Origin of the sequence: Cedecea sp. FDAARGOS_727, assembly GCF_012273235.1 — a bacterium.
GTDB classification, from domain to species: domain Bacteria; phylum Pseudomonadota; class Gammaproteobacteria; order Enterobacterales; family Enterobacteriaceae; genus Cedecea; species Cedecea davisae.
Genome location: NZ_CP050966.1, coordinates 1,186,659 through 1,201,772, shown reverse-complemented (window position 1 = coordinate 1,201,772; position 15,114 = coordinate 1,186,659). Strand labels below are relative to the sequence as shown.

The window sequence follows — 15,114 nt, the reverse complement described above, 5'->3', positions numbered from 1 at the left end:
AATGTTTCTATATATTTCCGTGAATACGTGATTGCTCCGGCACTTTTCACCCCCCTGTGGTTATAATCCGCGCGCTTAAAAGCGGGCTGGCAAGGCCCGAACCTTCCAATTAATACACAGGGAATCTGTATGCAAATCCTCATGGGGCTGGTCGGCATGGTCGTTTTATTGCTGATCGCCGTTTTACTCTCCAGCAACCGCAAAGCGATAAACCTGCGTACCGTTATCGGCGCGTGGCTTATCCAGATAGGCATCGGCGCGCTGATCCTTTATGTGCCCGTTGGCCGTAAAGTGCTGCTTGCTATGTCAGAAGGGGTGGCTAACGTTATCGCCTACGGCAACTCAGGGATCTCTTTCCTGTTTGGCGGCCTGGTTTCCGATAAAATGTTCGAACTCTTCGGCGGCGGCGGTTTTATTTTTGCGCTGCGCGTTCTGCCGGTTATCGTCTTCTTCTCCTCGCTGATTGCCGTGCTTTACTACCTGGGCATTATGCAGCTGGTTATCCGCCTGCTCGGCGGCGGTCTGCGTAAGCTGCTGAAAACCTCCCGCACCGAATCTCTTTCGGCAACGGCGAATATTTTCGTTGGGCAGACCGAAGCGCCGCTGGTGGTACGCCCTTACATTGCCACCATGACCCGCTCGGAGCTGTTCGCGGTAATGTGCGGCGGGCTGGCGTCCGTGGCAGGCTCCGTACTGGCCGGTTATGCCCAGATGGGCGTGCCGCTGGAATACCTGATTGCGGCTTCCTTTATGGCGGCACCGGGCGGCCTGCTGTTTGCTAAACTGATGCTGCCGGAGACGGAAACGCCTAACGATGCGCCGCATCTTGAATCAATGGAAAACGATCCCGACCGTCCGGCCAACGTGCTGGATGCAGCCGCTTCCGGTGCCGCTTCCGGGATGCAGCTGGCGTTGAACGTGGGCGCAATGTTGCTGGCTTTTGTTGCGCTGATTGCCCTGCTGAACGGCATGCTTTCCGGGATTGGCGGCTGGTTTAATTTCCCGCAGCTGTCGCTGGAGCTGATGCTCGGCTGGGTGTTTGCCCCGGTAGCCTGGCTGATTGGCGTGCCGTGGAGTGAAGCGAACGTGGCGGGATCGTTTATCGGCCAGAAGCTGATTATCAACGAATTCGTCGCCTACCTGAACTTTGGCGCTTACCTGAAAGACGATGCGGAAGTTGCCGCCGCCGGGTTACAGGTGCTTTCCGGGCATACTAAAGCGATTATCTCCTTCGCGCTGTGTGGGTTTGCTAACCTTTCTTCTATTGCGATCCTGATTGGTGGCCTGGGCAGTATGGCACCTACGCGTCGGCATGAGGTTGCACAGCTTGGCCTGAAGGCCGTGGCGGCGGGGACACTCTCTAACCTGATGAGCGCGACTATTGCCGGGATATTCCTGGCGCTGTAGTTCTCACCAGAAATGTTATAATTATAACATTGTGATAAGGCCGATGGCTGGCGCATTGCCGGCCATTTTCTTGCGGTCTGATGCAATTTAGCGCGTTATTTTGTTTCTTTAATCACATATAATGGATGAAAGCTTGCAATTCACTCTTTGGCTTTTGTGAGACGAGACACAAAATTGATTCGGCGGTGAGTGTTAGAATTCTAACATTGCTACCGGCAATGTGCGGTGAGAAGGATCTCAACGTGATGGTGACTCCGGTGACCACTCATCTTCAAGGAACCAAGTCCGCTCCAACGTGTTGAGTTTCCCGTTTCAGGCCGGAGACTTTTATATCTTTTGTTGGAGAGCGTTATGACCGATTTAACCAAAAGCAGCCTGCGTGCGCTGAAACTGATGGATTTGACCACCCTGAACGACGATGACACCAATGAGAAAGTCATCGCCCTCTGCCATCAGGCGAAAACCCCGGTGGGCAACACCGCCGCAATCTGTATCTACCCACGCTTTATCCCAATTGCCCGTAAAACCCTGAAAGAGCAGGGCACGCCGGATATCCGTATTGCCACCGTGACCAACTTCCCGCACGGCAACGATGATATTGATATCGCACTGGCTGAAACTCGTGCGGCCATCGCTTATGGCGCGGATGAAGTTGACGTTGTATTCCCATACCGCGCGCTGATCGCCGGTAACGAGCAGATTGGTTTCGATCTGGTGAAAGCTTGTAAAGAGGCTTGTGCCAGCGCGAACGTGCTGCTGAAAGTGATAATCGAAACCGGCGAGCTGAAAACCGAAGAGCTGATCCGTAAGGCTTCTGCCATCGCTATTAAAGCTGGCGCAGACTTTATCAAAACTTCTACCGGTAAAGTGCCGGTTAACGCCACGCCGGAAAGCGCCCGCATCATGATGGAAGTTATCCGCGATATGGGCGTGGAGAAATCCGTAGGCTTCAAACCGGCCGGCGGTGTTCGTTCTGCTGAAGATGCCGCGCAGTTCCTTGCTATTGCCGACGATTTGTTTGGTGCTGACTGGGCCGACTCTCGCCACTACCGCTTCGGTGCTTCCAGTCTGCTAGCCAGCCTGTTGAAAGCGCTGGGCCACGGCGACGGTAAAAGCGCCAGTAGCTACTAATTACTCGTCATACTTCAAGCCGCAGGTGCGTAAGCTGCACTCCCTCACCCCAGTCACTTACTTCAGTAAGCTCCTGGGGATGAGCTCTTTTGCCTTCTGCCTGCGACTCGAATTATCTAGAGTAATCTTTAATTGCGGTGGGTTTTCCGCCGCTTTTTACCCGCATTCCCAGGGGGTTGCCGTGTTTCTCGCACAAGAAATTATTCGTAAAAAACGTGATGGCCTGGTACTGAGTGACGAAGAGATTCGTTTCTTTATCAACGGTATTCGCGACAACACCGTCTCTGAAGGGCAGATTGCTGCTCTGGCGATGACCATCTTCTTCCACGACATGACGATGCCGGAAAGGGTGTCGCTGACTATGGCGATGCGGGATTCCGGAACCGTGCTGGACTGGAAAAGCCTCAATCTCAACGGCCCAATTGTTGATAAACACTCCACCGGCGGCGTGGGCGATGTGACTTCGCTGATGCTTGGCCCAATGGTGGCGGCGTGCGGCGGTTATGTGCCAATGATCTCCGGCCGTGGCCTCGGTCATACCGGCGGCACGCTCGATAAACTGGAAGCTATTCCGGGCTTCGATATCTTCCCGGATGATAACCGCTTCCGAGACATTATTAAGGACGTCGGCGTGGCCATTATCGGCCAGACCAGCTCTCTGGCACCGGCGGACAAACGTTTTTATGCCACCCGCGATATTACCGCGACGGTGGACTCTATCCCGCTTATTACCGCTTCTATTCTGGCGAAGAAACTGGCCGAAGGGCTGGATGCGCTGGTCATGGATGTGAAAGTTGGCAGCGGCGCATTTATGCCGACTTATCAGCTCTCTGAACAGCTGGCCGAAGCAATTGTTGGTGTGGCTAACGGCGCGGGCGTGAAGACGACCGCCCTGCTGACCGATATGAATCAGGTTCTGGCTTCCAGCGCCGGTAACGCAGTGGAAGTTCGCGAGGCGGTGCAGTTCCTTACGGGTGAATACCGTAACCCGCGTCTGTTTGAGGTAACGATGGCGCTGTGCGTGGAAATGCTGATTTCCGGCAGGCTCGCCAAAGACGAAACAGAAGCGCGCGCGAAGCTTCAGGCGGTGCTGGATAACGGCAAAGCGGCCGAAGTGTTTGGCCGCATGGTGGCCGCGCAGAAAGGCCCGAGCGACTTTGTTGAAAACTATGCGAAATACCTGCCTACAGCGATGCTGAGCAAAGCCGTTTACGCCGACGCCTCCGGCTTTGTTTCAGCGATGGATACCCGCGCGCTGGGCATGGCCGTGGTTTCTATGGGCGGCGGTCGCCGTCAGGCTTCCGATACTATCGACTACAGCGTTGGCTTTACCGATATGGCTCGTCTGGGCGAGGCTATCGACGCCGAACGTCCGCTGGCGGTTATTCATGCTAAAGATGAAGCCAGCTGGCAGGATGCGGCGAAGGCGGTGAAAGCGGCAATCATAATTGACGAAAAAGCGCCGCAGGAAACACCAACGGTCTATCGTCGAATCACCGAATAACGGTATACTGATCTGATCCCTATTTTATAGAGCACAAGGTACGGAGAATAATATGAAACGTGCGTTTATTATGGTGCTGGACTCGTTCGGCATCGGTGCTACCGAAGACGCTGAGCGCTTCGGAGATGTCGGCTCTGATACTTTCGGTCACATCGCGGAAGCTTGCGCCAAAGGCGAAGCTGACAAAGGCCGTAAAGGGCCTCTGAACCTGCCTAACCTCACTCGTCTTGGCCTGGTTAAAGCCCACGAAGGCTCTACCGGGAAAGTTGCCGCAGGCATGGACCCTAATGCAGAAGTTATCGGGGCGTACGCCTGGGCACACGAACTTTCTTCCGGCAAAGACACTCCGTCTGGCCACTGGGAAATCGCCGGCGTGCCGGTTCTGTTCGACTGGGGCTACTTCAGCGATCACGAAAACAGCTTCCCGCAGGAGCTGCTGGAAAAACTGGTTAAGCGTGCAAATCTGCCGGGCTACCTCGGTAACTGCCACTCTTCCGGTACCGTCATTCTCGACCAGCTTGGCGAAGAGCACATGAAAACCGGCAAGCCGATTTTCTATACCTCCGCTGACTCCGTGTTCCAGATTGCCTGCCATGAAGAAACCTACGGCCTGGATAAACTTTACGAGCTGTGCGAAATCGCCCGTGAAGAACTGACCGAAGGCGGCTACAACATTGGCCGCGTTATTGCCCGTCCGTTCATCGGCGATAAAGCGGGTAACTTCCAGCGTACCGGTAACCGTCACGATCTGGCGGTTGAGCCACCTGCGGCAACCGTGCTGCAAAAACTGGTGGATGAGAAAAACGGCCAGGTAGTTTCAGTGGGTAAAATTGCTGATATCTACGCCAACTGCGGCATCACCAAAAAAGTGAAAGCGACAGGTCTGGATGCGCTGTTTGATGCCACCATCAAAGAGATGAAAGAAGCAGGCGACGAGACTATCGTCTTCACCAACTTCGTTGACTTCGACTCCTCCTGGGGCCACCGCCGCGATGTGGCCGGTTATGCCGCTGGTCTTGAGCTGTTCGACCGCCGTCTGCCTGAGCTGATGGAACTGCTGAAAGAGGACGATATTCTGATCCTCACCGCGGACCACGGCTGCGACCCAACCTGGCAGGGCACCGACCATACCCGCGAACACATTCCGGTGCTTATCTATGGCCCGAAAGTTAAAGCCGGTTCGCTTGGCCACCGTGAAACCTTCGCGGACATCGGCCAGACCGTGGCGAAATACTTTGGTGTTTCCGACATGGACTACGGCAAAAACATGCTGTGATCCCTTTGGGCAGGCGTTGCCTGCCCGATTGTTAACTTTTTAAATCAAGGAATAAACAATGGCTACGCCACACATTAACGCAGAAATGGGTGATTTCGCTGACGTAGTGCTGATGCCGGGCGACCCGCTGCGCGCTAAGCACATCGCGGAAACCTTCCTGGAAGATGTGCGTGAAGTGAACAACGTGCGCGGCATGCTGGGCTTCACCGGGACTTACAAAGGCCGTAAGATTTCCGTTATGGGCCACGGCATGGGCATCCCATCCTGCTCTATCTATGCTAAAGAGCTGATCACCGATTTCGGCGTGAAAAAAATCATTCGTGTTGGCTCCTGCGGCGCAGTTCGCCAGGATGTGAAACTGCGCGATGTGGTTATCGGTATGGGCGCCTGCACCGACTCTAAAGTGAACCGTCTGCGCTTTAAAGATCACGACTTCGCGGCTATCGCGGACTTCGACATGGTTCGCAACGCGGTGGATGCGGCTAAAGCGCTGGGCGTTGACGCTCGCGTAGGTAACATCTTCTCTGCCGACCTGTTCTACACGCCGGACCCGTCCATGTTCGACGTGATGGAAAAATACGGCATCCTCGGCGTGGAAATGGAAGCGGCCGGTATCTACGGCGTAGCGGCAGAGTTTGGTGCCAAAGCGCTGACCATCTGCACCGTGTCTGACCATATTCGTACCCACGAGCAGACCAGTGCCGCTGAGCGCCAGACCACGTTCAACGACATGATCAAAATTGCTCTGGAATCCGTCCTGCTGGGCGATAAAGAGTAAATTTTTAGCTTGTTAAAAAGACGCCCGCGGGCGTCTTTTCTATTGAAAGTATCTATTCATTCCTCTCTTCATAAAATCCCCTGATTCCTTTACTCACAAAGGTTTTTTGGCTATATATCTATTCAATTATCTATTCAATAATCTATTCATATGAGCGAGATAACGGACCTACTTTTGCAGGGGCCACGCCCGGCAAGGGAGCTGACCCAGCGCCTGGGAATAAGCCAGGCGACCTTCTCGCGCCGCGTACTCACCGAGAAAGACATCATCAAATTTGGTCAGGCCAGGGCAACGCAGTATGGCCTGAAACACCCCGTACGCCAGAAGGATGCGTTTCAGCTTTGGCAGATTGATGACCAGGGAAAAGCCTGGTCGTTTGGCGTGCTCTACCCGATGTGGCCCAGGGGAAGCTGCCTGGTTATCCACGATAACGGTGAAAGCAGCTGGTTTGATGGGTTGCCGTGGTATCTAAGCGATCTCAGGCCTCAGGGATTCCTAGGCCGCGCATGGGGCCGTGAGCTGGCCCGAAAAAGTGATTTACCCGAAGACATTCGCCTGTGGCAGGAAGAGGACGTGCTGTTTGCGCTTTCCGTGCAGGAGCCGGAACATCTGGGCGGATGGCTGGTGGGGGAGGAGAGTTACCGCCGATGGGCGACGGCACAAGCGGCGCTGCCTGTCCCCTGTGGTGAGCGGTTACGCACATATTCAGAGCTTGCGCATCGCGCGATGGACGGCGAAATTGTCGGATCGTCTGCGGGAGGAGAGCAGCCGAAATTCTCCAGCTACAGCGAGACAAGTCGCGGAGCCCGGCAGGTTATCGTTAAATTTACTCCCGCTGTTCACAACGCCAACCAGCGGCGCTGGGCTGATTTATTGACGGCGGAGGCTGCCGCCCTGGCATTGCTGAACGACAGCGGTATTTCTGCCGCTCAATGCGAACTGCTGCGGGCGGAAACGGGGCAGGTATTTCTTGAGGTTGAGCGTTTTGATTGCGTTGGCGCTCACGGTCGACTTGGAATAGTTTCCCTCGAGAGCGTGCAGAGCGAGTTTGCGTCAGGCGTACTTAACTGGCCAAAAGCCGTCGCAGGTTTAAAAGAGGCGGGCATTGTTGATGCCGCAACTTTGCGGCAGGTTCAGAAGGTTTGGGCCTTCGGCAGGCTGATTGCCAACAGCGATATGCATGCCGGTAATCTCTCCTTTTTCCTTTCCGACCGCCCGCTCGCGCTGGCTCCGGTATACGACATGCTGCCGATGGCCTACGCGCCCGGCAGCACGGGCAGCATGCTGAGTCAGGTTTATGATATCAGCCTTGATGCGGCGATCCCGGGCGCCGTATGGCTGGAGATGCAATCTCTGGCACGGCGTTTCTGGCTGGCGCTCAGCCAGAATGAGCTGGTGAGCGAGCCATTCCGGCTTATCGCCGCTGAAATGGCCGAGCGGATTGAGAGCCTTCGCGAGTCGCTCCGGCGGCTGGCTTAGCGTACCGCCTGGGCAATCCACGCGGAGAGTTCCCGCAGTTCCTTTTCCTGCTCCGGGAAAGTATAAATCAGCGTTTCACACTCCTGCTGTAGCAGGATGCTGCGATACAGACAGCCCTTCAGCCGGTCGGCCAGCGCTTCAAGCGGCGCCGGGTTCAGGCTGTCGGTGAACATCTGCGTGCGCGTAATATGGCCTTTCTCGACGTCAAAATGCAGTTCGACGCCGCCCCAGCTAAAGCGGTTGTCCAGCAGGTGGCTGAAAGCCGGAGCCTGACCAAAATTCCACTCCCAGCTGCTCTGGCGGGCAAAGGTTTCGGCAAAGCCCGGTAAGTCCGGCAGCGCTTCGGGTGAGATGTGCTCGGCTTCTACCCGCTCGCCGAAATGGTCGAAAAAGGCTTCACGAATGGCGTCGCTGATTTGCTCATGAGTGACTCCCGGTTTCAAATCACAAAGGTTGGCTACCCGGCTTCGCACAGAGGTGATGCCTTTCGCCTGTAGTTTTTTCGGGTCCGGGTTCAGGTAGTTTGCCAGTCGGCTGAGGTCGGCATTTAATAACAGCGTGCCGTGGTGGAAGCCGCGATCCAGGGTTTCGCGGTAGGCAGATCCGGAGATTTTCCTCGTCCCTTCGGCCGTTTCTACTTCCAGATCGTTACGCCCGGAAGCGCTTGCCTGGAAGCCCAGGTTGCTCAGCGCCTTGAGCACAATGGCGGTGGAGATGCTTTTGTCGTACTCAGGCTTGCCGGCCATAAAGGTAAAGCAGGTGTTGCCGAGGTCGTGGAATACCGCGCCGCCGCCGCTGCTACGGCGTGCCAGCCGCACATTATCCTGCTCCATTCGCCCGGTATTGCACTCTTTCCACGGGTTCTGCGCCCGGCCAATAACGACCGTATCCGCATTGCGCCACAGAAACAGCACGCGTTGGGTGGCGGGCATCTGACGAAAGATTGTCTCTTCAACAGCCAGGTTAAACCACGGGTCGTAAGAGTCAGAAATAAGTAAACGCAACGTCGGCATAGCAGAGATCCTTTTCCCAGAAGAATAGCGCCATCTTAGCATGCAGGCGCTGCGGTAGAGTTAGCGCCCGGAGCCCTGGTTCGTTTCGTCATCCTCTTCCTTTACCTTGCTGTTAGCGGTGAGCAGGAACGGGGATTGCTGCCAGCGCGTGCGCTTGCCGTGCAGCAGCGTGCGCGTCAGGACGATGCCGATAGCGACGGCCAGCAGCAGCATTAGCCGCAAAATATTGGTGGTGTTGTCCACCTGCTTTGCCTCGGTGGCGAGGGTATGGGTATCAAGCGTGATGCGCAGGTAGCCAATAGGGCCGTTTTTATCCTCGATGGGCTGAACGATTTGGCGGTTAAAATAGCTGCCGGCTTTTTGCCCATCCAGCGCCAGGCGGTCGCGGACTTCAATGTTTTCCCCCGCCCTGGCAATCTGGTCGCCTTCGCTGTCGTAGACGGCAGCATCAAGAATGCGGCTATCTTTCGTGAGGAGATTAAGTGAGGCAGAGATACGCTTCTCGTCGGGATTTTCGGTTTTCATCACCGGTACAAGATTAAAAGCAACCTGACGCGCCAGCGTGCGGGCCAACTCTTCAAGCTGGACGTTACGCGCCTGCTGGCTGCCCCGGCTGAACCAGGATGTGCCCTGCATTAAAGCGACCAAAAGCGCCAGGCAGAACAGCACAATCACCGCGCGATGGAGCCGAAATTTAAATTTTACCCGAACCATGATGCACCTTTGGAAAATTGCTTACATTAATGTTGCCAGAAGCAAGGCGGACAAGGTAGCCTCATGCGTTGTTTTATCCCGGATACCCTTCATCCTTCGAATCGCGGGGATGGGCTGCACTCGCTTACCGCCTTCCCGCAATTCGAATGCTAAAGAGTATCTTAAATTGAACCTGGAGCCGTAATGCCAAACAGTTTGACCTGGTGCGACTTGCCTAATGATGTTTCACTTTGGCCTGGATTGCCGCTTTCTTTAAGCGGTGATGAAGTGATGCCGCTGGATTACCGCGCCGGGCGCAGCGGTTGGCTCCTGTATGGGCGTAATCTCGATAAACAGTGCCTGACCAAATACCAGCGCAAGCTCGGGGCGGCGATGGTTATCGTGACCGCCTGGTGCGTGGAAGATTATCAGGTCATCCGCCTTGCCGGGTCGTTGACCCCGCGCGCGACCCGCCTTGCTCATGAAGCCGGTCTGGATGTTGCGCCGCTGGGCAAAATCCCGCACTTAAAAACGCCGGGTCTGCTGGTCATGGACATGGATTCAACCGCTATTCAGATTGAGTGTATCGACGAAATCGCCAGGCTGGCGGGAACCGGTGAAATGGTGTCCGAAGTGACCGAGCGTGCGATGCGTGGTGAGCTGGACTTTACCGCCAGCCTGCGCCAGCGCGTGGCTACTCTAAAAGGTGCCGATGCCAATATTCTGCGTCAGGTGCGCGATGAGCTGCCGCTGATGCCGGGGCTGACCTCGCTGGTTCAGAACCTTGAAACGCTGGGCTGGAAAGTCGCTATTGCCTCCGGGGGCTTTACCTTCTTCGCCGAGTACCTGCGCGACAAGTTGAACCTGACGACCGTCGTGGCAAATGAACTCGAAATTTGTGACGGTAAACTTACCGGCGAAGTGCTAGGGCAAATTGTGGATGCCAAATTCAAGGCTGAAACCCTGACGCGCCTGGCCGAAAAATATGAAATTCCCGCCGCCCAGACCGTAGCGATTGGCGACGGGGCGAATGATTTACCGATGATCCATACCGCTGGTCTGGGCATCGCCTATCACGCTAAGCCGAAGGTGAATGAGAAGAGCGAAGTCAGCATCCGCCATGCGGATCTGATGGGCGTATTCTGCATTCTTTCCGGCAGCCTGATTCAGGAAGAACGTTAAGAGGAAATAAGGTGGCGAAAGCTCCAAAACGCGCATTTGTTTGTAACGAGTGTGGTGCGGATTACCCGCGCTGGCAGGGGCAGTGCAGCGCCTGTCACGCGTGGAATACCATTACCGAAGTGCGCATCGCCGCTTCTCCTCAGGTTGCCCGCAACGAGCGTCTGTCCGGCTATGCCGGCAGCGCTGGCGTCAGCCGGGTGCAAAAGCTCTCCGATATCAGTCTTGAAGAGCTGCCGCGTTTCTCAACCGGCTTTAAAGAATTTGACCGCGTGCTCGGCGGCGGCGTAGTGCCCGGAAGCGCGATTTTAATTGGCGGTAACCCAGGTGCGGGTAAATCAACGCTGCTGCTGCAAACGCTTTGCAAGCTGAGCGAGCAGATGAAAACCCTGTATGTCACCGGGGAAGAGTCGCTTCAGCAGGTGGCGATGCGCGCCCACCGTCTTGGTCTGCCGACCCAGAACCTCAATATGTTGTCCGAAACTAGCATCGAGCAAATCTGCATGATTGCCGATGAAGAGCAGCCGAAGCTGATGGTTATCGACTCCATTCAGGTTATGCATATGGCCGATGTGCAGTCCTCTCCAGGCAGCGTGGCTCAGGTTCGCGAGACGGCGGCTTATCTCACCCGTTTTGCCAAGACGAAAGGCGTGGCTATCGTGATGGTCGGCCATGTGACTAAAGACGGCTCGCTGGCCGGGCCAAAAGTGCTCGAGCATTGTATCGACTGCTCCGTGATGCTGGACGGCGATGCTGATTCCCGCTTCCGCACTCTGCGCAGCCATAAAAACCGTTTTGGTGCGGTAAACGAGCTGGGCGTATTTGCGATGACGGAACAGGGGCTGCGCGAAGTGAGCAACCCGTCAGCCATATTCCTGAGCCGCGGCGATGAAGTCACGCCGGGCAGCTCGGTGATGGTGGTCTGGGAAGGTACGCGCCCGCTGTTAGTTGAAATCCAGGCCCTGGTAGATCAGTCGATGATGTCCAACCCAAGGCGCGTGGCCGTGGGGCTGGAGCAAAATCGCCTCGCAATACTACTGGCCGTACTGCATCGCCATGGTGGCCTGCAAATGGCGGATCAGGATGTATTCGTTAACGTTGTCGGCGGCGTAAAAGTCACCGAAACCAGCGCCGATTTAGCGCTTCTGCTGGCCATGGTTTCCAGCCTGCGTAACAGAGCGCTGCCGCAGGATTTGGTTGTGTTTGGGGAAGTCGGCCTGGCCGGTGAGATTCGCCCGGTGCCGAGCGGCCAGGAGCGGATCGCGGAAGCGGCCAAGCACGGCTTTAAACGCGCGATTGTGCCGCAGGCCAACGTGCCGAAAAAAATCCCCGAAGGCATGCAGGTCTTTGGCGTCAAGAAACTTGCTGATGCGCTTTCCGTCTTTGACGACTTATAATTGAGTAACTTGCGGGAGTCGTTCCCGCTTTGTGCAGGAGGCAGCGCGTGTCGTCATTCGACTATATCAAAACGGCTATTCGCCAGCAGGGCTGTACTTTACAGCAGGTGGCGGACGCCAGCGGCATGACTAAAGGCTACCTGAGCCAGTTACTGAACGCGAAAATTAAAAGCCCCAGCGCTCAGAAACTGGAGGCGCTGCATCGTTTCCTTGGGCTGGAATTCCCGCGGCGCGAAAAGAAAGTCGGCGTGGTGTTCGGCAAATTCTACCCGCTGCATACCGGCCATATTTATCTGATCCAGCGCGCCTGTAGCCAGGTGGACGAGCTGCACATCATCATGGGCTATGACGAACCGCGCGACCGTGCGCTGTTCGATGACAGCGCGATGTCCCAGCAGCCTACCACCGGCGACCGCCTGCGCTGGCTGCTACAAACCTTCAAATATCAGAAAAATATCCGCATTCACTCTTTTAACGAAGAGGGGATGGAGCCTTATCCGCACGGCTGGGACGTCTGGAGCCGCGGTATTAAGGCGTTTATGGACAGCAAAGGCATTTCTCCCGACAGGATCTACACCTCGGAAGAAGGCGATGCCGCTAAATTTACCGAGCATCTGGGAATTGAAACGGTTGTTGTTGACCCTAAACGCACCTTTATGAACATCAGCGGCACGCAAATCCGTGAAAACCCATTCCGCTATTGGGAATACATTCCTACCGAAGTGAAGCCATTCTTTGTGCGTACCGTGGCTATCCTCGGCGGCGAGTCGAGCGGCAAATCGTGGATGGTGAACAAGCTCGCCAACATTTTTAACACCACCAGCGCATGGGAATACGGGCGAGATTATGTTTTCTCTCATCTCGGCGGTGACGAAATGGCGCTGCAATACTCTGACTACGATAAAATAGCCATCGGCCACGCGCAGTACGTTGATTTTGCGGTTAAGTACGCCAATAAAGTGGCGTTTATCGACACCGATTTCGTGACGACTCAAGCGTTCTGTAAAAAGTATGAAGGCCGGGAGCACCCGTTTGTTCAGGCGCTGATCGACGAATACCGCTTCGACCTGGTTATCCTACTGGAGAACAATACGCCGTGGGTTGCCGACGGGCTGCGCAGTCTGGGCAGCGATGCGGACAGAAAATCCTTCCAGAATCTGCTGGTGGATATGTTGAAAGAGAATGGTATCAGTTTCGTACACGTTGAAGAGTCTGACTATGACTCGCGCTTCCTGCGCTGCGTGGATCTGGTTAAAGAGATGATGGGCGAGCAGCGATAAATAATGGGCTGTGGGACTTGATGCCCGACCCTTCCCGCAGGGCGAGAGCAAACATAAAAAAGGCACCGTGAAGGTGCCTTTTGCTTTTACTTGGTTACGCGTTTGTACTTGATGCGTTTTGGTTCCAGGGCATCTGCGCCGAGGGTACGCTTCTTGTACTCTTCGTATTCGGTAAAGTTACCTTCGAAGAACTCCACCTTGCCTTCATCCTGGTAGTCCAGAATGTGGGTGGCGATACGGTCGAGGAACCAACGGTCGTGGGAGATAACCATCGCGCAGCCCGGGAATTCCAGCAGGGCGTTTTCCAGCGCGCGCAGGGTTTCGATATCCAGGTCGTTGGTCGGTTCATCGAGCAGCAGCACGTTACCGCCAACCTGCAGCAGCTTCGCCAGATGCAGACGACCTCGCTCACCGCCGGACAGCTCGCCCACGCGTTTGCCCTGGTCGACGCCTTTGAAGTTAAAGCGGCCAACGTAGGCACGGCTTGGCATCTCGGTGTTACCGATACGCATGATATCCTGGCCGCCGGAGACTTCTTCCCACACGGTTTTGCTGTTGTCCATGGCGTCACGGAACTGGTCAACGGAGGCCAGCTTCACGGTCTCACCCAGGGTGATAGAGCCGCTGTCAGGCTGTTCCTGACCGGACATCATGCGGAACAGGGTGGATTTACCCGCGCCGTTCGGACCGATGATGCCCACGATGGCGCCCTTCGGTACGGAGAAGCTCAGGTCGTCAATCAGCAGGCGGTCGCCGTAGGATTTACGCAGATTGTTAACTTCCACCACTTTATCCCCCAGGCGTGCACCAGGCGGGATAAACAGTTCGTTGGTTTCGTTACGTTTTTGGTATTCGGTGCTGTTCAGCTCTTCAAAGCGTGCCAGACGAGCCTTGCCTTTAGACTGGCGGCCTTTAGCGCCCTGACGAACCCACTCCAGCTCTTTCTCAATGGATTTACGGCGAGCGGCTTCCGTGGAGGCTTCCTGCGCCAGGCGCTGATCTTTCTGCTCCAGCCAGGAGGAGTAGTTACCTTCCCATGGAATACCTTCCCCACGGTCAAGCTCCAGGATCCAGCCGGCGACGTTGTCGAGGAAGTAACGGTCGTGGGTAATCGCCACAACGGTGCCTTCGAAGTCGTGCAGGAAGCGTTCCAGCCATGCCACGGATTCTGCATCCAGGTGGTTGGTTGGTTCGTCGAGCAGCAGCATGTCTGGTTTTTCCAGCAGCAGGCGGCACAGCGCTACGCGGCGGCGTTCACCCCCGGACAGCTTCTCAATTTTTGCATCCCAGTCCGGCAGGCGCAGCGCATCAGCGGCGCGCTCCAGCTGCACGTTCAGGTTATGACCGTCATGCGCCTGGATAATTTCTTCATACTTGCCTTGCTGCGCGGCCAGCTTATCGAAGTCCGCGTCCGGCTCGGCGTATTTGGCGTAGACTTCGTCCAGGCCTTTCAGGGCGTTAACCACTTCGGAAACGGCTTCTTCTACGGACTCACGGACGGTGTGCTCCGGGTTCAGCTTAGGTTCCTGCGGCAGGTAACCTATCTTAAGGCCAGGCTGAGGGCGGGCTTCACCTTCGATATCGGTATCGATGCCGGCCATGATGCGCAGCAGGGTGGATTTACCGGCACCGTTCAGACCCAGCACGCCGATTTTGGCGCCAGGGAAGAAGCTGAGCGAAATATTTTTCAGAATATGTCGTTTCGGCGGGACAACTTTGCCGACACGATGCATGGTATAAACGAATTGAGCCACAGTGCGACTTTGCCTCTTTTATCGTGATGTAAGATGGTCCATAACAAAGGCGAAGTGTAGCCGTTTTCCCGGTCTAATCCCAGCGGGGTATCGTGGTTCTGACGCTGGTTTCCCCTTTATACGTTTAATGACCAAAATATACCTTTCGGACATGGCGTAATGGGCGCCCCCTGGTTAGCATGAATTCATTCGCTTATTGCAGCGCTGGCATGATGCCGTCAGG

General features: G+C 55.6%; 12 protein-coding genes. 9 read left to right on the top strand and 3 right to left on the bottom strand.

What is annotated here, in order from left to right:
- The first annotated feature begins 129 nt into the window (after positions 1 to 129).
- The 6 genes from FOC35_RS05730 (at position 130) to yjjJ (ending at position 7,575) form a co-directional block, all read left to right on the top strand.
- Positions 130 to 1,407 (top strand): NupC/NupG family nucleoside CNT transporter, encoded by a 1,278-nt coding sequence (locus FOC35_RS05730; protein ID WP_016534784.1) that lies wholly within the window; start codon positions 130 to 132, stop codon positions 1,405 to 1,407.
- A 351-nt stretch (positions 1,408 to 1,758) separates the two neighbouring features.
- Positions 1,759 to 2,538 carry a deoxyribose-phosphate aldolase gene (gene deoC, locus FOC35_RS05725; RefSeq protein ID WP_016534785.1) on the top strand — a complete coding sequence of 260 codons (780 nt, stop codon included), beginning with the start codon at positions 1,759 to 1,761 and terminating at the stop codon, positions 2,536 to 2,538.
- A 181-nt stretch (positions 2,539 to 2,719) separates the two neighbouring features.
- Entirely contained in the window at positions 2,720 to 4,042 is a 1,323-nt protein-coding gene (deoA, locus tag FOC35_RS05720) for a thymidine phosphorylase (protein WP_039897880.1), read from the top strand.
- Positions 4,043 to 4,094: 52 nt separating this feature from the next.
- The gene (gene deoB / locus FOC35_RS05715) at positions 4,095 to 5,318 is read left to right on the top strand and encodes a phosphopentomutase (RefSeq protein ID WP_016534787.1); all 1,224 of its coding nucleotides are present in this window, start codon (positions 4,095 to 4,097) and stop codon (positions 5,316 to 5,318) included.
- A 58-nt stretch (positions 5,319 to 5,376) separates the two neighbouring features.
- Positions 5,377 to 6,096 (top strand): purine-nucleoside phosphorylase, encoded by a 720-nt coding sequence (deoD, locus tag FOC35_RS05710; RefSeq protein WP_016534788.1) that lies wholly within the window; start codon positions 5,377 to 5,379, stop codon positions 6,094 to 6,096.
- Positions 6,097 to 6,246: 150 nt separating this feature from the next.
- Complete coding sequence (yjjJ, locus tag FOC35_RS05705; protein WP_172568399.1) at positions 6,247 to 7,575, top strand: type II toxin-antitoxin system HipA family toxin YjjJ; 1,329 nt, start codon at positions 6,247 to 6,249, stop codon at positions 7,573 to 7,575.
- Here yjjJ and lplA read toward each other — a convergent pair.
- Both lplA and FOC35_RS05695 read right to left on the bottom strand, forming a co-directional pair.
- Positions 7,572 to 8,588: a lipoate--protein ligase LplA gene (lplA, locus tag FOC35_RS05700; protein WP_172568398.1), complete on the bottom strand. Its 1,017-nt coding sequence runs from the start codon at positions 8,586 to 8,588 to the stop codon at positions 7,572 to 7,574. The two genes, yjjJ and lplA, sit on opposite strands and share 4 nt — an antisense overlap.
- Before the next feature lie 60 nt (positions 8,589 to 8,648).
- Positions 8,649 to 9,302, bottom strand: coding sequence for a YtjB family periplasmic protein (locus tag FOC35_RS05695; protein WP_172568397.1), 654 nt, complete (start codon positions 9,300 to 9,302; stop codon positions 8,649 to 8,651).
- A gap of 183 nt (positions 9,303 to 9,485) precedes the next feature.
- On the opposite strand from FOC35_RS05695, the gene serB reads away from it, so the two are divergent.
- The 3 genes from serB to nadR are packed head-to-tail and all read left to right on the top strand — an operon-like array spanning position 9,486 to position 13,137.
- Entirely contained in the window at positions 9,486 to 10,463 is a 978-nt protein-coding gene (serB, locus tag FOC35_RS05690; protein ID WP_172568396.1) for a phosphoserine phosphatase, read from the top strand.
- Positions 10,464 to 10,474: 11 nt separating this feature from the next.
- Positions 10,475 to 11,857 carry a DNA repair protein RadA gene (gene radA, locus FOC35_RS05685; RefSeq protein ID WP_039897883.1) on the top strand — a complete coding sequence of 461 codons (1,383 nt, stop codon included), beginning with the start codon at positions 10,475 to 10,477 and terminating at the stop codon, positions 11,855 to 11,857.
- 47 nt (positions 11,858 to 11,904) lie between these two features.
- Positions 11,905 to 13,137: a multifunctional transcriptional regulator/nicotinamide-nucleotide adenylyltransferase/ribosylnicotinamide kinase NadR gene (nadR, locus tag FOC35_RS05680; RefSeq protein ID WP_016534794.1), complete on the top strand. Its 1,233-nt coding sequence runs from the start codon at positions 11,905 to 11,907 to the stop codon at positions 13,135 to 13,137.
- An 86-nt stretch (positions 13,138 to 13,223) separates the two neighbouring features.
- Here the strand turns inward: nadR and ettA are convergent, their stop codons facing one another.
- Positions 13,224 to 14,891 carry an energy-dependent translational throttle protein EttA gene (ettA, locus tag FOC35_RS05675; protein ID WP_039897884.1) on the bottom strand — a complete coding sequence of 556 codons (1,668 nt, stop codon included), beginning with the start codon at positions 14,889 to 14,891 and terminating at the stop codon, positions 13,224 to 13,226.
- Between the last annotated feature and the right edge of the window lie 223 nt (positions 14,892 to 15,114).

What these genes read in the sequence shown, in the direction of transcription:
- FOC35_RS05730 (WP_016534784.1), top strand. Translation starts at nt 130, where the DNA reads ATGCAAATCCTCATGGGGCTGGTCGGCATGGTCGTTTTATTGCTGATC.
- deoC (WP_016534785.1), top strand. Translation starts at nt 1,759, where the DNA reads ATGACCGATTTAACCAAAAGCAGCCTGCGTGCGCTGAAACTGATGGAT.
- deoB (WP_016534787.1), top strand. Translation starts at nt 4,095, where the DNA reads ATGAAACGTGCGTTTATTATGGTGCTGGACTCGTTCGGCATCGGTGCT.
- deoD (WP_016534788.1), top strand. Translation starts at nt 5,377, where the DNA reads ATGGCTACGCCACACATTAACGCAGAAATGGGTGATTTCGCTGACGTA.
- yjjJ (WP_172568399.1), top strand. Translation starts at nt 6,247, where the DNA reads ATGAGCGAGATAACGGACCTACTTTTGCAGGGGCCACGCCCGGCAAGG.
- lplA (WP_172568398.1), bottom strand. Translation starts at nt 8,588, where the DNA reads ATGCCGACGTTGCGTTTACTTATTTCTGACTCTTACGACCCGTGGTTT.
- FOC35_RS05695 (WP_172568397.1), bottom strand. Translation starts at nt 9,302, where the DNA reads ATGGTTCGGGTAAAATTTAAATTTCGGCTCCATCGCGCGGTGATTGTG.
- serB (WP_172568396.1), top strand. Translation starts at nt 9,486, where the DNA reads ATGCCAAACAGTTTGACCTGGTGCGACTTGCCTAATGATGTTTCACTT.